The 22333-nt window shown below is 66.3% G+C and carries 20 protein-coding genes; 9 read left to right on the top strand and 11 right to left on the bottom strand.

Annotated elements, in window-relative coordinates; translation table 11 throughout:
• The first annotated feature begins 4 nt into the window (after positions 1 to 4).
• The 4 genes from OOT33_RS05995 to OOT33_RS05980 are packed head-to-tail and all read left to right on the top strand — an operon-like array spanning position 5 to position 3485.
• Entirely contained in the window at positions 5 to 718 is a 714-nt protein-coding gene (locus OOT33_RS05995; RefSeq protein ID WP_307749086.1) for a biotin--[acetyl-CoA-carboxylase] ligase, read from the top strand.
• A gap of 32 nt (positions 719 to 750) precedes the next feature.
• Positions 751 to 1548 carry a type III pantothenate kinase gene (locus OOT33_RS05990; RefSeq protein ID WP_307749085.1) on the top strand — a complete coding sequence of 266 codons (798 nt, stop codon included), beginning with the start codon at positions 751 to 753 and terminating at the stop codon, positions 1546 to 1548.
• Positions 1548 to 3188: an MBL fold metallo-hydrolase RNA specificity domain-containing protein gene (locus tag OOT33_RS05985; RefSeq protein ID WP_307749084.1), complete on the top strand. Its 1641-nt coding sequence runs from the start codon at positions 1548 to 1550 to the stop codon at positions 3186 to 3188. The genes OOT33_RS05990 and OOT33_RS05985 overlap by 1 nt, the downstream gene beginning before the upstream one ends.
• A gap of 24 nt (positions 3189 to 3212) precedes the next feature.
• Complete coding sequence (locus OOT33_RS05980) at positions 3213 to 3485, top strand: DUF1467 family protein (protein ID WP_307749083.1); 273 nt, start codon at positions 3213 to 3215, stop codon at positions 3483 to 3485.
• 364 nt (positions 3486 to 3849) lie between these two features.
• On the opposite strand, the gene OOT33_RS05975 is transcribed toward OOT33_RS05980, so the two are convergent.
• Positions 3850 to 6135 carry a hypothetical protein gene (locus OOT33_RS05975; protein ID WP_307749082.1) on the bottom strand — a complete coding sequence of 762 codons (2286 nt, stop codon included), beginning with the start codon at positions 6133 to 6135 and terminating at the stop codon, positions 3850 to 3852.
• 100 nt (positions 6136 to 6235) lie between these two features.
• Between OOT33_RS05975 and OOT33_RS05970 the strand changes: the two genes are divergently transcribed.
• The 4 genes from OOT33_RS05970 to OOT33_RS05955 all read left to right on the top strand — a co-directional run bounded on the left by OOT33_RS05970 (position 6236) and on the right by OOT33_RS05955 (position 10324).
• Positions 6236 to 6538: an Hpt domain-containing protein gene (locus OOT33_RS05970; RefSeq protein WP_307749080.1), complete on the top strand. Its 303-nt coding sequence runs from the start codon at positions 6236 to 6238 to the stop codon at positions 6536 to 6538.
• A gap of 102 nt (positions 6539 to 6640) precedes the next feature.
• The gene (locus OOT33_RS05965) at positions 6641 to 7822 is read left to right on the top strand and encodes a hypothetical protein (RefSeq protein ID WP_307749079.1); all 1182 of its coding nucleotides are present in this window, start codon (positions 6641 to 6643) and stop codon (positions 7820 to 7822) included.
• 143 nt (positions 7823 to 7965) lie between these two features.
• Complete coding sequence (locus OOT33_RS05960; protein WP_307749078.1) at positions 7966 to 8961, top strand: hypothetical protein; 996 nt, start codon at positions 7966 to 7968, stop codon at positions 8959 to 8961.
• A gap of 1 nt (position 8962) precedes the next feature.
• Positions 8963 to 10324 (top strand): ATP-binding protein, encoded by a 1362-nt coding sequence (locus OOT33_RS05955; RefSeq protein ID WP_307749077.1) that lies wholly within the window; start codon positions 8963 to 8965, stop codon positions 10322 to 10324.
• Here OOT33_RS05955 and OOT33_RS05950 read toward each other — a convergent pair.
• The 3 genes from OOT33_RS05950 to gltX all read right to left on the bottom strand — a co-directional run bounded on the left by OOT33_RS05950 (position 10310) and on the right by gltX (position 13565).
• Positions 10310 to 10705, bottom strand: a complete 396-nt coding sequence (locus OOT33_RS05950) for an MAPEG family protein (RefSeq protein ID WP_307749076.1) — start codon at positions 10703 to 10705, stop codon at positions 10310 to 10312. The two genes, OOT33_RS05955 and OOT33_RS05950, sit on opposite strands and share 15 nt — an antisense overlap.
• Positions 10706 to 10824: 119 nt before the next feature.
• Positions 10825 to 12111, bottom strand: a complete 1287-nt coding sequence (locus tag OOT33_RS05945; RefSeq protein ID WP_307749075.1) for a citrate synthase — start codon at positions 12109 to 12111, stop codon at positions 10825 to 10827.
• A 17-nt stretch (positions 12112 to 12128) separates the two neighbouring features.
• The gene (gene gltX / locus OOT33_RS05940) at positions 12129 to 13565 is read right to left on the bottom strand and encodes a glutamate--tRNA ligase (protein ID WP_307749074.1); all 1437 of its coding nucleotides are present in this window, start codon (positions 13563 to 13565) and stop codon (positions 12129 to 12131) included.
• A gap of 167 nt (positions 13566 to 13732) precedes the next feature.
• Here gltX and OOT33_RS05935 point away from each other — a divergent pair, with 167 nt between their 5' ends.
• The gene (locus OOT33_RS05935) at positions 13733 to 15934 is read left to right on the top strand and encodes a ComEC/Rec2 family competence protein (RefSeq protein WP_307749073.1); all 2202 of its coding nucleotides are present in this window, start codon (positions 13733 to 13735) and stop codon (positions 15932 to 15934) included.
• 86 nt (positions 15935 to 16020) lie between these two features.
• Here the strand turns inward: OOT33_RS05935 and lexA are convergent, their stop codons facing one another.
• The 7 genes from lexA to trpE form a co-directional block, all read right to left on the bottom strand.
• Positions 16021 to 16701 carry a transcriptional repressor LexA gene (gene lexA, locus OOT33_RS05930; protein WP_307749072.1) on the bottom strand — a complete coding sequence of 227 codons (681 nt, stop codon included), beginning with the start codon at positions 16699 to 16701 and terminating at the stop codon, positions 16021 to 16023.
• A 63-nt stretch (positions 16702 to 16764) separates the two neighbouring features.
• Positions 16765 to 17946, bottom strand: a complete 1182-nt coding sequence (gene glp, locus OOT33_RS05925) for a gephyrin-like molybdotransferase Glp (protein WP_307749071.1) — start codon at positions 17944 to 17946, stop codon at positions 16765 to 16767.
• Complete coding sequence (gene moaC / locus OOT33_RS05920; protein ID WP_307749070.1) at positions 17943 to 18425, bottom strand: cyclic pyranopterin monophosphate synthase MoaC; 483 nt, start codon at positions 18423 to 18425, stop codon at positions 17943 to 17945. The genes glp and moaC overlap by 4 nt, the downstream gene beginning before the upstream one ends.
• On the bottom strand, positions 18422 to 19216 hold the full coding sequence (gene trpC, locus OOT33_RS05915; protein WP_307749069.1) for an indole-3-glycerol phosphate synthase TrpC: 795 nt from the start codon (positions 19214 to 19216) through the stop codon (positions 18422 to 18424). Before trpC ends, moaC begins: the two co-directional genes overlap by 4 nt.
• Positions 19213 to 20208, bottom strand: coding sequence for an anthranilate phosphoribosyltransferase (gene trpD, locus OOT33_RS05910; protein WP_373690526.1), 996 nt, complete (start codon positions 20206 to 20208; stop codon positions 19213 to 19215). The genes trpC and trpD overlap by 4 nt, the downstream gene beginning before the upstream one ends.
• Positions 20205 to 20804, bottom strand: a complete 600-nt coding sequence (locus OOT33_RS05905; protein WP_307749068.1) for a gamma-glutamyl-gamma-aminobutyrate hydrolase family protein — start codon at positions 20802 to 20804, stop codon at positions 20205 to 20207. The genes trpD and OOT33_RS05905 overlap by 4 nt, the downstream gene beginning before the upstream one ends.
• Positions 20805 to 20808: 4 nt before the next feature.
• On the bottom strand, positions 20809 to 22329 hold the full coding sequence (gene trpE / locus OOT33_RS05900) for an anthranilate synthase component I (RefSeq protein ID WP_307749067.1): 1521 nt from the start codon (positions 22327 to 22329) through the stop codon (positions 20809 to 20811).
• Positions 22330 to 22333 lie beyond the last annotated feature (4 nt).

The following is a 22333-nucleotide window of genomic DNA, read 5'->3' as shown; positions in this document are numbered from 1 at the left end:
CGGGATGCAACTTCCCGTAAGGCTTGTCGGCGAAACCGGATCCACCAATGACGACATGAAGGCGCTCGCTGCCGCCGGGGAACCGGAGGGCGCTTGGCTGCGCGCCGACCGCCAGAGCGCGGGCAAAGGCCGCATGGGCCGCGCCTGGCTGGGCGAGGCGGGCAATCTTTACGCCTCCACGCTCGTCCGCCTGACGCCGCAGGATCCTCCGGCGCACAGCCTCGCCCTGGTGCTGGCGGTCGCGGTGCACGATGCGCTGTCCGAATTCACCGGCGCGGGCGTCCTCAGCCTCAAATGGCCGAACGACATCATGGCTGGCAACGCCAAGCTCGCCGGTATGCTGCTGGAGCGCGCGGGCGATGCGGTTGTGCTCGGCGTCGGCATCAATGTAGCAAGCGCGCCTTCGCTGCCGGACCGGCGAACGGCGTGCCTGCGCGATCTGGGCGTTGAAGCCGCCGACGCCGCCCATATCCTTGAGCGTGTGGCCGAGCATTTCGCGGCCTGGCTTGCCCGTTGGCGTACCTATGGGCTGGAGCCGGTGGCGCGCGCCTGGCAGGAGCGCGCGCATCGCCCCGGCACGCCGCTGATGGTGGAACTGCCCGACGGCGAGCGTATTTCCGGCACGTTCGAAGCGCTCGATCCGCAAGGCGCGCTTATCCTGCGCTTGGCGGATGGGGCGATCCGTGTCATGCATGCGGGCGACACCTTCCTGCTGTGACCGCGAACAGCTTTTACGGAGTGACTTGACCGATGCTTCTGGCGATTGATGCCGGCAATACCAATGTCGTTTTTGCTCTGGTCGAGCCGGGGCAGGGCGGTGCCGCGCCCGTCATCCGCACGCGCTGGCGCATAGCCACAGATGCGCGGCGCACGGGTGATGAATATGCAGTCTGGCTCAACCAGCTGTTGATGCTCGAGGGCTTCGCCATGGCGGACGTGGACGCCGTGATCATCGCCACCGTGGTCCCGCGCGCGCTGCATAATCTGCGCACGCTCGCCAGCAAATATTTCAAGGTAGAGCCGCTCGTCGCGGGCGAGGCTGGGGCGCAGTGGGGCATCGTGCTCGATGTCGCGGAGCCCGAGTCCGTGGGCGCTGACAGGGTGATCAACGCCATCGCCGCCCACGCGCGTGAGCCGGGCGATCTCATCGTCATCGATTTCGGCACCGCGACGACGTTCGACGTTGTGGACTATACCGGCGCCTACAAAGGCGGCATCATCGCGCCGGGCATCAACCTGTCGCTGGATGCGCTCGTGAGCGCCGCCGCCAAGCTGCCCCGCATCGCGATCGAGGCGCCCGCCACCGCCTCCGTCATCGGCCGCACCACAGAGGATCAGATGCATATCGGCGTCTTCTGGGGTTATGTCGCGATGATGGAGGGCCTCGTCGCGCGGATGCGCGCCGAGATCGGCCGCCCCGCCAAGGTGATCGCCACCGGCGGCCTCGCAGTATTGTTCGATAAACACACCAGCTTGTTTGACCGGATCGTGTCAGATCTGACCATCGAAGGCCTGGCCATGTTATACAGCAGGAGCCAGCACGGCTGATGACCCCCAAAGACGAACTTCTGTTCCTGGCCCTGGGCGGGTCGGGCGAAATCGGCATGAACGCGAACCTTTATGGCTGTCGCGGCAAGTGGATCATGGTCGATCTGGGCGTCACCTTCGCGGATCCGTTTTATCCGGGCATAGAGCTGGTGATGCCCGACCTCGCATTCATAGAAGAACGGCGGGACGACCTGCTCGGCATCGTGCTGACCCATGGACACGAGGATCATATCGGCGCGCTGCCCTATCTCGCGGCGGACCTTGGCGTACCGCTCTACGCCACTCCCTTCACCGCCAGCCTGATCGCGGGCAAGCTGGAGGAGGAGGGCCTGCGCGATCAGGTGGAGCTGCGCACGGTCGATCTGGGCGGCTCGATCCAGCTCGGCGAGTTCGCCATCCGCTATGTCGCGCTCGCCCACAGCATCGCCGAGGGCAACGCGTTACTGATCGACACGCCTTATGGCCGCATCTTCCACACCGGCGACTGGAAGCTGGACGATGAGCCGCTGATCGGCGATCCGGCCAGCGAAGCGCAGCTGCGCGCGATCGGTGACGAGGGTGTGCTGGCCTTGGTGTGTGACAGCACCAACGTGTTCAACACCGAGGCCAGCGGCTCCGAGGGCGGCGTGCGCGATGGGTTGCTCGATGTAATCAAGAGCGCGAAGGGCAGGGTGATCGTCACCACCTTCGCCTCCAACGTCGCGCGGCTGAAGACGCTGGGCGATGTCGCCCGCGCCACCGGGCGCCAGCTGTGCCTTGCCGGGCGCTCGCTGGACAGGATCAGCTCGGTCGCCAAGGCTAACGGCTATCTGCGCGATCTGCCACCGCTCGTCGATTGGGACCGCGCGATGGATCTTCCGCTTCGCGAGGTGATGATCATCGCGACCGGCGGGCAGGGCGAGGCGCGCGCGGCGCTGGCCCGCATGGCCGAGGGCACGCACCCGATCAAGCCGGCGGCGGGAGACCTCGTCGTTTTCTCCTCCAAGCAAATCCCCGGCAACGAGATAGCGATCGGTCGCATTCAAAACGCCTTCGCCGCGCAGGGCGTCGAGATGGTGACGGAGAAACAGGCGCATATCCACGTCTCCGGCCATCCCGGCCAGCCTGAACTGCGCGCGATGTACGAATGGCTGCGGCCCGAAATCCTGCTGCCGGTGCATGGCGAGATGCGGCATATGCAGGCGCAGGCCCGCCTCGGCCTTGCGAGCGGCATCCCGACGGCGCTGGTGCAGAAGAATGGCGACCTGGTCCGCCTTGCCCCCGGCGATCCGGCGGTGATCGGCCATGAGCAGACCGGACGGCTGGTGCTGGATGGTGATGTCATTCTTCCCGCCGATGGCGGCACGATCAATGAGCGGCGCAAGCTCTCCATCAACGGCCAGATCAGCGTGGCGGTGGCGCGCGATGGCAAGGGGCGGCTGGTGGGCGCGCCGCAGCTCCGCCTCCAGGGCGTTCCGTTGGAGGAAGATCGCGAGGCCTTCCTCTCCGAGGCAGCAGAAGCCGCTGCCGAGGCCGTTGCCGCAGCGGCCAACCGCGACGTCGAAGCCGTGCGCGAGCAGGTTCGCCTCGCCGTGCGCCGTGCCGCGACCCGCTGGACCGGCAAGAAGCCGATCGTCGACGTGCTGATCATCGACATCTAGGTGCCCTCGCGCTATGGCGCGCGCATGAAGATCACGTCCATCATCGCCATTTACGCGCTGTTCTGGGTGATGAGCGCGTTCCTGATGCTGCCCCTGGGCGTCAAGACGCCGCATGAAACCGGAGAAACGCTCGTTCCCGGTCAGGCAGACAGCGCGCCCGGCAACTTCCAGCCCCGGCGCCTCGCGATCCGCGCGACGATCCTTTCGGCAATCCTGTTCGCGCTCTACTACGCCAATTACGTCAATGGCTGGGTGGGAATAGAAAGCCTCGATATCAGCCGGTGGATGCGTCACTAGGGGCTGTGGGGATTCAGTTCAGATGGAGCCGGGGCCGCAGGCGACCGCAGGGCAAAAGGGGGATTTTCGAGCATCGGAGCGCAGCGTACTTAAAGGTACGTGAGCACCGAAGCGCAGAAAATAGCACTTTGCAGGCCTATATGGACTGAATCCCCACAGCCCCTAGAGCATCCTGCCCAAAAGGGCCTGTCCTGAGCTTGTCGAAGGGTGGGAACCGGTTTTTGGCAAAAGCGATGCGACAACAAAAAGATAGAGCGCGCGGCTGCGTCAAATTTAACGCAGCGCGCTCTAAGTTTCTGTTTTACCGTATCGTTTTGGCGCAAAACCGGTTCCCACTTTTGCGCACGATGCTCCAGGTGGCGCGTCAATCCTTCAGGCGGTCGATCGCCTGCGCCAACGCTACATAAAGCTTGCCGATGTCGGACGACAGCAGCGTGACGGCGATGGATGTGCCCTCGGGCGAGGCCAGGATCGTGCGCAGCATCGCCTCGAAATCGTGGACATAGCGGTTCACATTGTCGGCAAAGCCAGCATTGCGCTGATAGAGCGCCCAGATCGCCTGAGACTCGGCGCTGTCGATCAGGCGCACCGCGCGGCGGGAGAACACGCCCCTGTCGCCTTTCAGATAGGCCGACCACAATGTGTCGCTCACATCGCCGGCCAATATCTTGGTCATGTCGATCGATATGCTGTTCAGCGATTCGATCAGTGCGGCGGACTGGCGCGAGAAGCTGTCCTGCTCGCGCTTCCGCGCCGCCTCTTCGGCTTCGGCGATGCGGCGTTCGATCGAGGCAGTCGTGTCCGCGATGGTGATAAGCTGGCGCATCAGCCGGTCCGATGCCGCGTGGGCCGCCTGCACAGCGCGCTCGGCCACCGCGCTCACTTCCTCGATGCGTGCGTGGAATACATCGCCCAGCCGCTCGTTCATCGCCTGCTCGCTGGCATCGCCAATCTGGCTGCTCGCCTCGGCGATGGCATTGAACAGCGCCTCCTTGGCGCGCAGGCCTGCCTGCTCGGCGGTGTCCTTGATGCGCAACAGGGTGGCGACCATTTGCGGACCTGCGCTGTCAGACAGGCGGCGCGCGCCTGTATCCGCCGACTCGATGGCGAGATTGAGCGCATCGACCTGCTCCCGGCATCCGGCCAGCATGGTCTCGCCACCGTGCAGCAGGTCGCGCAGCTTGCGCTGCTGCCCGCTCAGCAGTTCCTCGGATTCGCGCGCATGGCCCAGCACAGAGGCGGCCATCGTCTCCAGATGCTCGATCTCGGGCATGATCACCGTGATCAGTCGCTGGCTGCTGTCGATCTTGTCGTTGAGGCGCGCAAGCGCAGCCGGGTGGCCTTCGTCCAGCTCGCGCACGCTGGCGTCGAGTGCCATCAGCAGGCCCTCGGTGCGGGCGATCATGCCTTCCGCTGCCTTGTTGCCGGACTGGAGGGCCTCATCCAGATTGCGCGTGCGCTGCGTCAGGCCTTCCATCGTCTCGCTCATGCGCTCGGAGCTGGCGACGCCCAGCGACTGCAGCTGTGCCAGCTCGTCGCTCAGCGCCTCGATGCGCAGGGACATTGTGCGCGCGACATCGCCGATCGCCTCGGCGCGTTCCTGAACCATATCGTCCAGCTCGCGCAGCCGCCCCTCGATCTGGGCGATACTCTCGCCATAGGCGAGCACGGCCTGCCCGCCGATAGACCCCAGCGAAGTGCGCGATTGCTCGATCAGCATGTTGAGCTCGGTCGAGCGCAAATCCAGCGCCACCCCCGCCTCGTCGATCGCCTTGCGTGCCATGTCGATCGCGGCGTCGATGCGGTTCGCGCTGATGTCGGCCATCCCCGTCACCTCTTCGGAGGCGGAACGGGTGGCGTCCTGAATGCGCATCAGCTGCGCGGTCAGGCTTTGCGTCGTCGTTGTGGTGCGGGTGCGCGCTTCGTCGAGCAGGCGCGCCATCGAGTCGAGCCGCGCTTCCAGCCGGTCTACCTTCTCGCCCAGCGTGTCGGTGCCCAGCGAGAGCGTCGAGCTGACGCGTTCCGTGCGCGCCTCGACATCCGGCATCGCGTCGACAAGACGACCAAACTGCGTGGCGAGGCTTAGCCCGGCGCGCTCGATAATCTCGGCCTGTTGCGCAGACGTGCTCGCATGCTGGGTCAGCGTCTTGGCGGCCGCCTCAAGGTTGAGGCTGGCCGAGCCGCCATATTCCTCAAGCAGGCTCGCCTGATCGCGCAGCGTCTGGCGCGCGGTGTCGAGCTGCTGGTTGACGATGGCGAGGCGCATGTCGAGCGCGTCGGCCTCCCGGCGCAGCTGCGCGGTGATGCGGGCAAAGCGGTCCGCCTCGCCCATGCTGCCGCGCGCGAGGATGAGATAGGCGATGCCCAGCAGGATCAGCGGGGTGGCCATGCTTGCCGCTGCGAGCGGGATCTGCTCCAGCGCAGGCAGGCGGAAACCGCGCGCGAACAGCAGATACCCCGCAAAGCCGATCCACGCCACCGCCAGCGCAATCACCGTGATTCTGCCAGCGGTGATCCAGCGGGATCCTGCGGCGCTCGGCACCGGCTCGTCGTCGTCGATCAGTTCATCCGTGGCAAAGCGGGAGAAAGCGGCGCCTTCCCCCTGCGGCTCCAGATCCTCGATGAAATCTTCTTCGCGCCTCAGGCCCACGATATCTTCCCCGTTTCAGCCGCGGACTGTAGCAGCTTTTTTCGCGCAGCAAACGCCTATTTGCAACCGCTTGTTAACCGCGATCGGCTAGGGTCCACCCATGGCTTTTGAAGGCGGAAACCTCAATATGGCTCTGGCCGCGGCGGTGGGCGACGACGCCTCCCTTGTCCGCGACCTGCGCCGTGCGTTTCTCGAGAGTGCCGACCGGCAGATCGATCTGCTGGCCCGCGCGGCCGACGAATCCGCCTGGCATCTGGCGCTCTGGCGCCTCAAGGGGCTGAGCGGCAGCTTCGGCGTTGTCCACATGATCGCGCTGATCGAACAGGCGCAGGGATCCGCACCGGGCGACGAGAAGATCCTGCGCCGCCTGCGCTCCGCGCTCGCCTCGCTCGCCGCAGACTGATTTCCATCGTACAGGCGGCTGCGCGCCGCCTCTTGCATATCGCGCTCCATGTTGCGAAGGTTGCGGGCCATTTCCACCTGCAACCGGACCTCACAATATTTCATGCCTCTCGCCGCGATCCTTTCTGCCCTCGCGCCCTCTTCCGACAGGCCGGGGGTGCCCCGCGCGCAGATCGTGTTCGCGGCCCAGACGCTGGTCGAATATCAGGCGCGGCAGGCGATACAGGCGGGCGCGACCCACATTTTCGTGATGATCGACGCGGTGACACCGTCCCTCTCGCGCATGGTCGATCAGTTTGCCGCCGGCGGGGCACAGCTTCATCTCATCCGCGACATGCCGAGCCTGTTGCGCCAACTGCCGCGAGAGAGCGACGTCCTCCTCTTCGCCGACGGCGCGGTCGTCGATCAGGCCTATGTCGCGCAATTGGGGCGGGCCGAGGGCAATGCGCTGCTGGTGGCGCAGGATGACCCCGCCACCGCCCATCTGGAGCGGATCGATGCGCAGCATCGCTGGGCCGGGCTGGCGCGCGTCGCACCCCATACCCTGTTCAACACGCTCGATCTGATCGGTGACTGGGATGTGGTGCTCACCCTGATGCGCGCCGTGGTGCAGAACGCGCCGCATCGCATAGTGGTGGAGCCGACCGACATCGCGGAGGGACGGGTCGCTCTGGTCGAGCGGCAGGATACGGCCGATCTCGTTGGGCGCTCGCTCGCCGCCGCACCGCTGGCGGGCAGCGCGGGGGCCGAGCATTATCTGCTGCAACGCCCGGCGCGCATGGTGGCGACACACCTTCTGCGCATGCAGATCTCCGCCGCGCATATCCGGTCCGGGGCGTTGGCCGTGGCGGCTCTTGGGCTGCTGGCCATCGTGCCGGGGTGGACCATATTGCCGCTGCTTCTGCTGATCGCGGCCCTCGCGGTCGATATGGTCGCGCGCCAGATCGCGGCGCTGGGCCAACATCATGGCAAAGGCGCGCTGACGGAACTGGCACTGCCTCTAGTGCTCGCTCTGGGCATGGTGGCGCTGGGCGCGAAGCAGGGTGACTGGTCGAACGGCCTCCACCTCGCGATCCTGAGCGGTACCGCGACCGTTCTGGCGGGGCGGGGACGGACCACCGGCCTGCCGCTCTGGGCTTGGGCCACCCCCGGATCGGCGCTGTTGCTGCTGTTCCTTGGCGCCCTTACCGGCCAGTTCGATGCCGCACTGGCGCTCGCCGCGCTCCTTGCGCTGCTGTCGCTTGTGGCGATGCTGCTGAACGACCACCCGCGAAACCCGCTTTAGGGTTGTTTGATATACAGTCCCACATGGGCTGCGAGCCGGACGGCTCAAGGTTTAGCCTATATTTACTGCGTTGCGCTACACATCGCAGCATGAGCGCGCCATTGCCGGAGCAAGACCGGCCGAATTCCCTCTGGCACAGCGCCTTGGCGTCCGGAACCCCGGGCGGCGAGGGTGAGGCCACGCGCAACGCGCTGTTTCTCCAGCGTTGTTTTGGCGGGCGCGCCATGCGCTGGAGCGACGCTCTCATTGCGCGCACGCGGCGGCACATCGGCGGCTGCCTTTCTTCCGTCGAAATGGCGCTGCGGCTGGAGCTGGGGGCGGATTTCGATGCGCGCCTGCCCGATGCGGTGTGCTGGCCGCGCGTGCAGGCCGATCCCGCTTTGATAGACGACGCCCTGCTCGCAGATATGCGAGACCGCGCGGCCATCGGGCTGATGGCGCGGGATCCGATGCTTGCCGATCCTGCCGAGCATCCGGCCACGTCGCCTCTTCCACAAGCGGTGGCGGACTTCGTCGCCGCGCTGGCGCTGGCGCAATCGGGCTGGGCCGATGCGGGGCCCGACGACCTGCCGATGCGCGCGGATCTGCCTGCCGAGGCGATGCCGGATCTGGTGTGGACCGTGGGCGCCCTCATCGCGGACGCCGCGCCCGCCGAGGATATGCAGGCGATCGATCAGGCCTGCGTGGCGTTGCTGACCCGGCATGACGAACAGCATATGCCCTTTGCACAGGCGGCGCTGCTCGCCCATCGGCTGCATGGCGTGCCGAATGATGCCGATATGCTGCTCACTCTCGCGCGCCAGCGTCAGGTGCTTGCGCTGTTTGCCGTCATGGCGGATCGGCTCGGGGTCGATCTGCGCTGCCTTGTCCGCCATGTCGTCGAGGCCGAGGAAATGGCGCTGTTCACGCTCTGCCGCGCCGCGCAATTCCCGCGTGAGGTCGCCGTGCGCCTCGTGCTAGGGCGCCGGAGTGTGGCGCGTGGAGTGGGTGATTCGGTGCTGGTCGATTATGCCGACGACTATGAAGGGATGACGTTAAAGCAAGCGCGCGCCGCCGTTGCCGGGTTGAGCCTGTCCGCCCCCTTGCGCACACGGCTTGCTGCTGTCTCGGCGCGGCGTTCCCCGGCCTGTGGAGCCTGACATGCCGGGCGCGGGTGCTCTCCTGCTTCGGCTCGACAGTGCGGACCGCATCCTCAGCGCGGACGAACCGATCCTGCGGCTTCAGGCGCAGGCCGGCGGCGCTGCCGACGGGCGTATCGCCGTGCCCCAGATCGCGGCGGTGGCCCGCCTCGCGCGGCGGCTGGACATCCTGATCGCGCGGCCGTTGCTCATCGGTGGCGAGCAGATCGACATCCGCCTTTGGGTGCGCGCGCGGCCGGTCGCGGGCGGGGTAGAGCTGGGCTTTTCCGAATGGCAAGAATCGCCCCATGTTCCGTCAAACGACACCGCTGCCTTGCGCGCGGCCGAGATCGCGCTTGCGGCAGAGGGTGGCGAGTGGCGCACCGATGCGCAGATGCGCTTCCTCCATCCCGGCGACACCCTCGATTTCGTTGCGGCGGGGGATGAGTTCGCCGCGATTTTCCCGGAGGGTAGCGGCCAGTCTCACGCACTTGCGGCTGCCATCGCCGCGCAGCAGTCTTTTTTCGGGCTGGAGGCGCGCGGCGCCCCGAACGCGCGGAGCGTGATCCTCTCCGGTCATCCGCTGTTCGATGCGGATGGCGCCTTCCTCGGCTATCGCGGCAAGGCGAGCCTGGTAGAGGAAGAGCCTGCGCACGCGCCGCCGCCCGGCCCGGCTTCCGCGCATCAACCGACTTTGCCCGATTTCGGCAAACGGCTGGACCTTGCGCTGCGCCAGCCACTCACCCGTATCATCGCCAATGCAGAGACGATCCGCAGCCGGGTCGAAGGACCTATTCGTGGCGATTACGCCGCCTATGCCGCCGATATTGCCGACGCCGGGCGGCATCTGATGGAGCTGGTTGACGACCTTGCCGATCTGCAGGCGATCGACCGGCCCAATTTCACCGTCGCGCGCGAGGAGATCGATCTGGCGGACATAGCCCGCCGCGCCGCAGGGCTCCTTGGCGTCAAGGCGGCGGACAGGGGCCTGCGCATCGAGGCTCCGAAGGCAGACGAGACCGCGCCAGCCATCGGCGAGTTCCGCCGCGCGCTTCAGATCGCGGTCAACCTGCTCGGCAATGCGGTGCGCTATTCGCCGGAACAGTCGACGATCTGGCTGCGCGCCGAGGCAACCGACGAAACCGCCACCCTCGTCGTTGCCGATCAGGGCCGCGGCATCGCGCATGAGGATCATGAGCGCGTGTTCGAAAAGTTCGAGCGTCTGGGCCGCGACGATACGGCGGGCACCGGCCTCGGTCTCTACATCTCCCGCCGCCTTGCGCGGGCGATGGGCGGGGACATTACGATAGAGAGCGCACCCGGGCAGGGTGCGCGCTTTGTCCTCAGCCTGCCCGTGGCACCCGAACCCTCAACCGAAAATTAGCGGCCACAGCACCGTCAGCAGCGCGGCGAGGCTAACGAGGAATGCCACCGAGCGCAGCACCGGAATGCCCATGGCATAAATCGGAAGGTAGACGACCCGCGCCCCCAGCCAGACCCAGCCGGCCAGCGCCGTAAGCTCCGATGCACGCCCTGCGATAACCACCCCGGCCAACGCGATGATCGCGAGAGGCAGGGTTTCCATATAATTGGCCTGCGCGCGCACCAGTCGACCGGCGACAGGCGACAGCGGCGGCAATTCGCCGTCACGCGGGCCAACATTCCATTGCACGCCATATTGTTTGGTCTTCGCGTTTCCGGCGGCGAAAATATGAACCAGCAGCAACACTCCCGCCCAGGCAAGGATCGTCAATTCCGTAGCCATTCGTCCCTCCACTCTCCTGTTTGAAGGAAGGTTAGCAGAATGGGGTCACGCGCGGAAGCAGGCAAAAAAAGGGCCGGCCCGTCGGGCCGACCCTTCCTGAATACCATCAGAAAACCAGCTTAGCGCTTGTCGACCGGTACATAGTCGCGCTGCGTCGGGCCGGTGTACAGCTGGCGCGGGCGGCCGATCTTCTGCGCGGGGTCGGAGATCATCTCGTTCCACTGCGCCACCCAGCCGACTGTGCGCGCGAGCGCGAACAGCACGGTGAACATGTCGGTCGGGAAGCCGATCGCCGAGAGGATCACGCCCGAATAGAAGTCCACATTCGGATAGAGCTTCTTCTCGATGAAATAGGGGTCATTGAGCGCAATCTGTTCCAGCTCCTTCGCGACATCGAAGATCGGATCCTTCACGCCCAGCTTTTCGAGCACATCCTTCGCGGTCTTCTGCATCACGGTCGCGCGCGGATCGTAGTTCTTGTAGACGCGGTGGCCAAAGCCCATCAGGCGGAACGGATCGTCCTTGTTCTTGGCGCGGGCGATATATTCAGGGATCTTGTCCACCGTGCCGATCTCACGCAGCATGTTGAGCGCCGCTTCGTTGGCGCCGCCGTGCGCCGGGCCCCACAGGCAGGCGATGCCGGCCGCGATACAGGCAAACGGGTTCGCGCCCGAAGAGCCTGCAAGACGCACGGTCGATGTTGAGGCGTTCTGCTCATGGTCGGCGTGGAGGATGAAAATCTTGTCCATCGCGTCGACGATCACCGGATCGGGAATATATTCTTCCGCCGGGACCGAGAAAGTCATGCGCAGGAAGTTGGCGGTGTAGGAGAGGTCGTTGCGCGGATAGACGAACGGCTGGCCGACCGAATATTTATACGCCATCGCCGCCAAAGTCGGCATCTTGGCGATCAGGCGATGGCTCGCGATCTTGCGCTGGAGCGGGTCATTGATGTCGGTCGAGTCATGATAGAACGCCGAAAGCGCGCCCACCACGCCGCACATGATCGCCATCGGGTGCGCGTCGCGGCGGAAGCCGCGATAGAAGGTGGTGAGCTGCTCGTGCACCATCGTATGGCGGCTGATCGTCGTGACGAAGCTGTCCAGCGTGGCCTTGTCGGGCAGTTCGCCATTCAGCAGCAGATAGGCCACCTCCATGAAGCTGGACTGCTCGGCGAGCTGATCGATCGGATAACCGCGATGCAGCAGGATGCCCTGGTCACCGTCGATATAGGTAAGGCCGGAGTCGCAGCTCGCGGTGGAGGTGAAACCGGGATCGTAGGTGAACATGCCGGTATCCGCATACAGCTTGCGGATGTCGATTACCTGAGGTCCTACCGACCCGTCGAGCACCGCATAATCATGCGTGCCGCCACCTGCCTCGATCTTTGCCGAATTGCCCGCCATTTATTGTCTCCCTGTCTTTACCCTTGGACGCCCAGTGCAGAGGCGTCATCAAGTCTTGCCAAAACCTCTTCCTTGCCGAGAAGGAACAGGACATCGAAAATTCCGGGGGAGGTTGTGCGGCCGGTGAGGGCCGCGCGCAACGGTTGCGCCACCTTTCCTAACCCGAGTTCGGCCGTTTCCGCAACCCCGCGTATACGCTCCTCGATGGCGGATAGCGACCAATCGTCAATATTTTCCAATGCTCTGTGGCATTGCGCCACCAGGTCGGTCCCGGCGTCGTCCAGCAGCGCCATCGCCTTGTCATCAGGCACCAGCGGGCGCTGGGCGAAGAGGAAGAGCGCACCGTCGGCGATTTCGTGCAGCGTCTTTGCGCGGGGCTTCAGGCCGGCCATCGCCGTCGTCAGCTTTTCCACCTCGGCCTCGCTCAGCGCCCGGCCGATCAGCGCCGCAACCCGTGGGGCAACCAGATCGGCAAGGCGCGCGTCGTCCGCCTCGCGGATATAATGGCCGTTGAGGTTTTCCAGCTTCTTGAGGTCAAATCGCGAGGGCGAGCGGCCTACTCCGGCGAGATCGAACAGCTCGATCGCGCGCTCGCGGTCGATGATCTCCTCGTCGCCATGGCCCCAGCCGAGGCGCAGCAGATAATTGCACACCGCCTCGGGCAGCATGCCCAGCTCGTCGCGATAGGCATCCACGCCCATTGCGCCATGTCGCTTGGAAAGCTTCGCCCCATCCGCGCCATGGATCAGCGGAATGTGCGCGTAGATAGGCTCGGGCCAGCCCATAGCCTTGATGATGCCGAGCTGCCGGAAGGCGTTGTTGAGATGATCGTCGCCCCGGATCACATGGGTGACGCCCATGTCATGATCGTCCACCACCACCGCGAGCATATAGGTCGGCGTGCCATCGGAGCGCAGCAGGATCATGTCGTCCAGCTCTGCGTTGCGCACGGTCACGCGCCCCTGCACGGCATCCTCGATCACCGTCTCGCCCTCGCGCGGGGCCTTGAGGCGGATGACATAAGGCTTGTCGCCGCCTTCTGCCGGGTCGCGGTCGCGCCAGCGGCCGTCATAGCGCATGGGCTGCTTGGCTGCGCGCTGCTGCTCCCGCAGCTCCGCCAGTTCCTCGGGCGTCGCAAAGCACTTGTACGCATGCCCTGCGTCGAGCAGCGTATGCGCAACCTCGGCATGGCGCGCCGCGCGGGAAAACTGATAAACGGGTGGCTGCTCGCTCGAAAGGCCGAGCCAGCCCAGCCCGTCGAGGATCGCCTCGATCGCCGCATCGGTGGAGCGGGCGCGGTCGGTATCCTCGATCCGTAGTAGATAGGTGCCGCCATGATGGCGCGCAAACAACCAGTTGAACAGTGCGGTACGGGCGCCGCCGATGTGGAGATAGCCGGTCGGCGAAGGCGCGAACCGCGTAACGACTGGCCTTTTTTCTCCGGTTGCGTTCACTCGACTTTTCTCCGACAGTCCTCATCCCGGCTTATGGCTGGTCGCATCGTTTCCGGTCACGGTGCGGCAATGCGACCCTGTGCAAGGATTCTGGCGCCCCTAGCATGGCTTCCCGTCTACTACAAACTGATGTTGCACCGCACCCTATTTTAGCGGGCCGCGCCGCCATGACGAAACTGGAAAGCTGGTTCGAGACGGAGCGGGAGCGGATTGGCCTGTGGCTTCCGGTGCCGCTGGGTGCAGGGATAGCCGCCTGGTTCGGCCTCACCGGCCCGGCGCTGTGGCTGGGCTGGATCCTGTCGTGTTGCATTGCGGCGCTCACCGCGCAGGCGCTGGTCCCGGCGGGACGGGTGCGCGCGGCGCTCGTCGGGGCGGGGCTGCTGATGGCGGCTGGCTGCGTGCTCATCTGGGCCAAGGCACTGTTGGTGGGAGAGCCGCCGCTCCGGCGCCCCGTTCATGCCGCGTTCGAGGCGCGGGTAATGGCGGTCGAGGCTCAGCCTGCGCTCGGCCGCAACCGTCTTCTGCTCGCGCCGGTAGGGGCGGAGGGCCTGCCCGCGCGGGTGCGCCTCAACGTCGCTGAAGCCGATATGCCGCCGCAAGGGGCAATCGGCGCTGGCGCGCTGGTCGCCGTGCGTGCGCGGCTGCTCCCACCGGCCGAGGCCGCCGTGCCGGGTGCCTATGATTTTGCCCTGCAGGCCTATTTTTCGGGCATCGGCGCCACCGGCAAGGCCCTGCCGCCCGTGCAGGTGCTGAGCCCGGCCGCGCCCGATGGTCTTGCCGCGTGGCGGGCCGATCTGTCGCGTCATATCCGCGCGCAGCTGCCGGGCGGCGAGGGCGGTATCGCCGCCGCGCTGGCGACCGGAGATCAAGGCGCGATCAGCGAGGCGGATCAGGAGGCGATGCGGCGCAGCGGCCTCGCGCATCTCCTGTCGATCAGCGGGCTGCACGTCTCGGCCCTCATCGCGGGAGTGATCTTCCTGTTCTACCGGCTGCTCGCGCTCAGCCCCGGGCTTGCACTGCGCGTCAACCTGATGCTCGTCGCGGCCGGGGCGGGCGCACTAGCCGGCATCGGCTACACGCTCTTCACCGGCGCGCAGGTGCCGACGGTGCGTTCGTGCGTAGCCGCGTTGCTGGTGCTCGCGGGACTAGCGCTCGGGCGCGAGGCGATCAGCCTGCGCCTCGTCGCGGCAGGGGCGTGCGTGGTGCTGATCTTCTGGCCCGAAGCGATGATCGGCCCCAGCTTCCAGATGAGCTTCGCGGCGGTGACGGTGATCGTGGCGCTCGCCGAATCACGCTGGTTTCGCGCCAATTTCCAGGCACGAGAGGAGGGGTTCGTCGCGCGCGCATGGCGGCATCTGGCGGCCGTGCTCGTCACCGGGTTGGCGGTGGAGCTGGTACTGATGCCGATCGCGCTGGCGCATTTCCACCGGGCCGGCGCGCTTGGCGCCTTCGCCAATCTTCTTGCGATCCCCCTCACCACCTTCGTCATCATGCCTGCCGAGGCCGCCGCACTGGCGCTGGATATGGTGGGGCTGGGCGCGCCTCTGTGGTGGGTGGCCGGGCAGGCGCTGGGCGCGTTGCTGGTGGTGGCGCATGGCGTGGCCCGCTCCCCCATGGCGGTTTGGGCGCTTCCGCCTACGGGGTCGGCGGCTTTCGCGCTGGCGATATTCGGCGGCCTCTGGCTGATGCTGTGGCGGGGGCGTGCGCGGCATTTGGGGTGGGTGCCGCTGGCCGCAGGCGCGGCCATGATGTTGACCGCGCCTGCGCCCGATCTGCTGGTGACGGGCGACGGGCGGCACATGGCGCTGCGGCAGGCGGATGGTTCGCTGGCGCTGCTGCGCGGCCGGGCGGGAGACTATGTGCGAGACGTGCTGGCGCAATCGGCGGGGGAGGGGGACACAGCGGCACCGGCACGGGGGTCGACCGGCGCTCAGTCAGCGGAGCATAACCGGACAGCCGACCATACAGAAACGGCGCAAGATGGTGCGCCCTGGCTTGCCTTGAGCGAGGCTCCAAACGCCCGGTGCAGCCGCGACATGTGCTCGGCGCTGGTCCATGGCCGGTCGCGAGACTGGCTCATCGTCGCAACCCACAGCAGAGTGCGGCTCCCCTGGGCAGCGCTGATCGAACTGTGCGCGCGCGCCGACATCATTGTGAGCGACCGCCGCCTGCCCGCCGCCTGCACGCCCCGCTGGCTCAAGCTGGACCGCGAACGCCTTGGCGAAACCGGCGGTGTGGCCGTCTATCTCGAGAGCGGTCGCTGGACGAGCGTCCGCACCGCAGGTGATCGTCACCCGTGGATCCTTCAGCCATACGTCTGGAAGCCAGGCCTCCGAATACCCCGGGCCGCATCCGCTCTCACACCGTGACCGCGCCCAGGAGCGGCTTGCTACTCAGCAAATTGCGCAGCCGTTCAATCGCGAGCGTGCATCGCCCGCTGCGGACACCTCAGCGCTCAGTTATACCGGCGCAACAGTCCTGCGAGCTTGCCCTGGATGCGCACCTGATGCGCGTCATAAATCTGCGGCTCATAGGCGGCGTTGGCGGGGTCGAGCCGCACGCGCGGCCCTTCACGCCGGAAATATTTGAGCGTCGCTTCCTCGTCGTTCACCAGCGCAACGACGATCTGTCCCTCGCGGGCCACCTGCGTCCGCTGGATCAGCGCATAGTCGCCATCCAATATGCCCGCCTCGATCATCGAGTCGCCCGAGACTTCCAGCGCATAATGCTCGCCGGAGCCGAGCAGCGCAGCGGGCACCGGCAGCATGCGGTCGCTCTCCATCGCCTCGATAGGCACACCGGCGGCGATGCGGCCATGCAACGGAATCTCGATCACGTCATTGGCGGCAATGGGGATCTGGCGCGGCGGTGAGGCGGATGTAACTACGGCAGGCGGAGCCTTCGGTGCGGCCTTTGCCACACCATCCGGCAGCTTCAGCACCTCAAGCGCGCGGGCGCGATTGGGCAGGCGGCGGATAAACCCGCGCTCCTCCAGCGCGCTGATCAGGCGATGGATACCGGATTTGGACCGCAGATCGAGCGCATCCTTCATCTCGTCAAAGGAGGGGGAAACCCCGCCTTCTTCCAGCCTACGCTGGATAAAGAGGAGCAGTTCCTGTTGTTTCGCGGTGAGCATGGGCGCCTCGTATAAGAACGAACGAGGAACGTATAAGAACCAAGCAAGAACATGTCAAGCCCGTCACAGGGGCAGGATTGACACTTCCTCGCCCGCCTGTGCCGCCGCGCTGCCCGCCTCCCGCCGGATGAGGCAGTTCGCGCGCGCAAGCGCCAGTGTTGCGGCGCTGTCCTGCGCACCAAGGGGGGTGGCGATACCATCCGCCAGCACTCCCCGCACATAGTCGTCCCGCCCGCCAACCGGCGCCATGGCGGCTCCCAGTCGCGCGCCAGCCACGTCGGGCAGCGGCCCGGGGCAACCCGCCATGTGCCGCACCATCGGCAACAAAAACAGGTGAGCGGTAACATAGGCGGACACCGGGTTGCCCGGCAGGCCGAGGAACAGAGCGTTGCCGAGCGTCCCAGCGATCAGCGGCTTGCCGGGTCGCATCCTGATCTTCCAGAAATCGATGCTTCCGTCCGCCGCCTCCAGCGCGGGTTTGACCAGATCATGATCCCCCACCGAAGCGCCACCGGTGGTGACGACGATATCATGATCGCGCACCGAGCGCATCGCCTCCGTCAGTGCCCCCAACTCGTCGGTGATGATGCCGAGGTCTTCGACAACGCAGGGGAGGCCGCCCAGCATTGTCGAGAGCATCACGCCATTGGAGGCGGGAATCTGGTCTAGCCCAGCGGCCGCGCCCGGCGGCACCAGTTCCGAACCGGTGGACAGCAGGGCAATGCGCGGCAACCGGGGCAGGGGGAGCGTGCCCCAACCCGCCAGTGCCGCCAGCGCGATATGCCGGGGGGTCAGAGCTGTGCCTGCCGGAATGAGCGGCTGACCCTCCCGAAAGTCTGACCCCGCGCTCCGCACATGGCGGCCCTTCGCGCCCGGCCTGTCGCCTGTGAGGTGCAGCATATCCCCCTCGTGCGATACATCTTCCTGTATCACCACGGTATCGGCCCCATCGGGCATCACCGCGCCGGTATAGATGCGCACCGCCTCCCCGGGCTGAATAGCGCCCGCAAAGGCAGCCCCCGCCGCGCTTTCGCCGATCACGCGCCATGGGCCGGCCATGTCGGCAAAGCGGATCGCATAGCCATCCATGGCCGAAAGGTCACACGCAGGCTGGGTGCGGCGCGCAGTGATTTCAGACGTGGTCCAGCGCCCGGAAGCCTCCGCAATCGCCACGGTCTCGTCAGGCAGAGTGCGCGCCATCGCCAGCAGGCGGGCCTGCGCCTCCGCCACCGGCAGCAGGCTCATGGCGCGTCCGCCCGCCAGTCGCCCGATTTGCCGCCCGTCTTCTCGACCAAGGCAATCGGTCCCAATATCATGCCCTTATCGATCGCCTTTGCCATGTCGTATATGGTAAGCAGCGCGACGGATACCGCCGTGAGCGCCTCCATCTCCACCCCGGTCTGGCCCGTGGTGCGTACCGTCGCGGTCGCAGTGACGCCTTCCTCATCCGCCGCGAGGTCGAGCGTAACCTTGGACAGCATCAGCGGGTGGCACAGCGGGATCAACTCTGCGGTCTTCTTCGCTGCCATGATCCCCGCGACCCGCGCGACGGCAAGGACATCGCCCTTTTTCGCAGTGCCATCGAGGATGGCCTGTGCGGCTTCCCTGCTCATGGAAATCCGCCCGCGCGCCACCGCCTGCCGCGTGGTCTCGGCCTTCGCGGATACATCGACCATGTGCGCAGCGCCCGCCTCATCGACATGGGTGAGGCGCCCGCCTGTCATGCCGCCTCGCCCAGCAGCGCGCGCGTCGCGCCTTCCACATCCGGCTGCCGCATCAGCGCCTCGCCAACCAGGAAACAGCGCACGCCATGCGCGGCCATTTCCACAAGGTCCGCGTGGCCGGTCAAGCCGCTCTCCGCAACAAAGGTGCAGCCTTCAGGCGCGTGGGAGATCAGCTCATAAGTGCGTGCGAAATCCACCGTGAAATCCCGCAGGTCGCGGTTGTTTACGCCGATCAGGCGGGAGCGCAGGCGGCTCGCGCGCTCCATTTCGGCGCGGTCATGCACCTCGATCAGCACGTCCATGCCGAGTCCCAGCGCGGCGTCCTCGATCTCGGCCATCTGCGCATCATCCAGCGCCGCGACGATGATCAGGATCGCGTCCGCGCCGATCGAGCGGGCTTCCAGCACCTGCCAGGGATCGACCATGAAATCCTTGCGCAATATGGGCAACGAGCAAGCCGCCCGAGCCGCAATCAGATAGTCCTCATGGCCCTGAAAATAAGGCGCGTCCGTGAGCACCGAAAGGCACGCCGCCCCGCCGCGCTCATAAGCCGCCGCATGAGCGGGTGGATCAAAATCAGCCCGAATCAATCCTTTGGAAGGCGAAGCTTTCTTCACTTCTGCGATAAGGCCAAGGCCGTTCTGCGCCGCCGCATCGAGCGCGCGCCGAAACCCGCGCGGCGGCGTCTGCGCACCCGCCCGTGCTTCCAGATCGGCCAACGACACAGCAGCCTTGCGCGCCGCCACCTCGCCCCGCTTGGTGTCGCAAATCTCAATGAGCTTGTTGGTCATTTCCACGCAATCCAGCAGTTGAGCAGCGCATTGGCAAGCCCCTTGTCGATTGCCTCGGCCGCTTCCTCGACTGCCTCTTCCCCGTCCTCCGCCTCGCCTGCCACGATCAGCGCCGCCGCCGCGTTGAGCAGCACCGCGTCACGATACGCGCCCTGCTCCCCCTCCAAAAGGCGACGCAGCGCGGCAGCGTTGAACGCCGCATCGCCACCCCGGATGTCGGACAGCGGATGCCGGGGTAGGCCCACGCCTTCGGGCGCGATGATGTCGTGCCCGAGGTCGAAGCCAAGCGATGCGAACCGGCTCACACCGCTGATCGACAGCTCGTCCAGCCCTTCCTCACCCGATACGATCATCGCGCGCTCCACGCCCAGCCGCTCGAGCGCTTGCGTATAGATCGGCACATAGTCCGGCCGGGCGATGCCGACCAGTTGCCGCTTCACCCGCGCCGGGTTGGCGAGCGGCCCGAGCAGGTTGAAGATCGTGCGCTTGCCGATGCTCTTGCGGATCGGGGCCATGCGTTTGAGCGCCGGGTGATGATTCTGCGCGAACAGGAAGCAGATGCCGAGGTCCGCGAGCTGCGCGCGAGCTACCTCTGGCGCGATATCGAGCTTTACTCCCAGCGCTTCCAGCGTATCCGCGCCACCCGCCTTTGATGATGCCGCGCGGTTGCCATGCTTTGCCACCGGCACGCCGCATGCGGCCACCACCAAAGCAACGGCGGTCGAGACGTTCAGCGTATGCTGCCCGTCGCCGCCGGTGCCGCATACGTCGATGGCATGGGACGGAGCCTCTATGGCGATCATCCGCTCGCGCATGGCCATCGCAGCGCCTGCGATTTCGTCGGCCGTCTCGTCCCGTTCGGTCAGCGCGGTCAGGAAAGCGGCAATCTCGTCGTCGGTGCCTGCGCCATCCAGCATCGCGCCAAACACGGCATGCGCTTCATCGAGCGCCATAGGGTGGGCGGGATCGGGAAAAACGCTCACGTGGCTCAGGCCCGCTCTTTGACCGGCAGCCCGGCAATCCTCATGAAATTGGCCAGCATGTCGTGGCCATGCTCGGTGGCGATGCTCTCCGGGTGAAACTGCACACTGTGGATCGGCAGGCTGGCATGGCGAAATCCCATGACGGAGCCGTCCTCCGCAGTGGCGTTCACGATCAGGCAGTCCGGTATGTCCTCCACGATCAGCGAGTGATAGCGCGTCGCCGTGAAAGGCGAGGGCAGGCCCGCGAACAGCCCGGTGCCGTCATGGCTGACCGGAGATGTCTTGCCGTGCATCAGGCCGCCGCGCACCACCTTGCCGCCGAAATATTGCCCGATCGACTGGTGGCCAAGGCAAACGCCCAGCAGCGGCTTGCCCGCTTGCGCGCACGCACCCACCAGATCGAGGCTGATCCCCGCCTCATTGGGCGTACACGGTCCGGGCGACAAGAGAAACGCCTCCGCACCAGAACTGATCGCCTGTCCCGCGCTCATCGCGTCATTGCGCACAACCTCAACCTCCGCCCCCAGCTCCATCAGATAATGGACGAGGTTCCAGGTAAAGCTGTCATAATTGTCGATGACCAATATGTGCTTTTTGGGGATCATTGCGTCACTGCCCATATCCGGCCTGGCGGCTGAGCGCCACCGCCTCTTTCGCCGCCGCCATCAGCGCGCCGGCCTTGGCCTCGCATTCGCGTTGCTCATATTCCGGCGTTGAGTCCGCCACGATGCCCGCTCCCGCCTGCGCATGCATCACGCCGTCCTTCAGCACGGCGGTGCGCAGCACGATGCAGCTGTCCATATTGCCATCGGGCGCGAAATAGCCGACGCCGCCCGCATAGGCGCCGCGCGTTTCCGGCTCCAGCTCGGCGATGATCTCGCAGGCGCGGACCTTGGGCGCGCCCGAAACCGTACCCGCCGGAAACCCTGCGAACAGCGCGTCCAGCGCGTCCTTTCCCTCACCCAGCCGCCCCACCACGTTGGAGACGATGTGCATCACATGGCTATAGAATTCGACCGTGTAGCTGTCCGTCACGCTGACCGTGCCCGCCGCCGCCACGCGGCCCACGTCATTGCGGCCAAGATCGAGCAGCATCAGGTGCTCCGCGCGCTCCTTCGGGTCGGCGAGCAGGCTGGCCTTGTTGGCGGCGTCCTCGCTCGCTGTCTTGCCCCTCGGCCGTGTGCCCGCAAGCGGGCGGATCGTCACCTCGCCGTCGCGCGCACGCACCAATATTTCGGGGCTGGAGCCGATCAGGGCAAAGCCCGGCATGTCGAGGCAATAAAGGAAAGGCGAGGGGTTGATCCGCCGCAACGCGCGATAGAGGGCAAGCGGGGGCAGCGGAAACGGCGCGGTGAAGCGCTGCGCCAGCACCACCTGAAAGATATCGCCCGCGACGATATAATCCTGCGCGGCGAGCACCATGTCGCGATATTTGCCGTCGGCAAGCACCGGCGTGAACGCGACCTCGTCGGGCGTATCGATCTGCTCGGCGGGCGGCACCGGCCCGGCGAGGCGCGCGGCGGTGGCGTCCAGCCGCTCCTGCGCCGTTTCGATAGCACGCTCCGGGTCCGCAAAGCTCCCGGCCCAGATCGGCGCGACGAGGAACAGCGCGTCCTCCAGCCTGTCAAACACCAGGATCACCGACGGGCGCACAAACAGCATATCCGGTATGGCGAGCGGGTTGGGCGCGGGGCGGGGCAGCTTCTCGACCAGCCCGATCGTCTCATAGCCGAAATGGCCGACGAGGCAGGCGAGCGCCGGGGGCAGGGCGGGGTCCATCTCCGCCCGGCATTCGCGCACCAGCGCACGCAGTGCATCGAGCGCGCCGCCCTCCACCGAGGCGAACGCCTCTCGGTCGGTCATCCAGGCGCGGTTGATCTGCGCGCTGTCACCTTGCGCGCGAAACACCAGATCAGGGTCGACGCCCAGCAGGCTGTATCGCCCGCGCACCGCGCCACCCTCGACCGACTCCAGCAGGAAGTCGCCACGCTCGGCCTGCATCAGCTTCAGCGCGGCCGAAATCGGCGTCTCCGTGTCGGCAATCAGCTTGCGCCAGACGAGCGCGGACCGGCCCGCGCCCAGGGCGGCGCGGATAGCGTCCAGCGAAGCGGCGGCTGCGGTCGTCCCCATCGGC

It is taken from the genome of Sphingobium sp. DEHP117 (assembly GCF_030867385.1).
GTDB lineage: Bacteria > Pseudomonadota > Alphaproteobacteria > Sphingomonadales > Sphingomonadaceae > Sphingobium.
The sequence above is the reverse complement of the archived record's forward strand: the minus strand, read 5'-3'. Positions and strand labels throughout refer to the sequence as shown.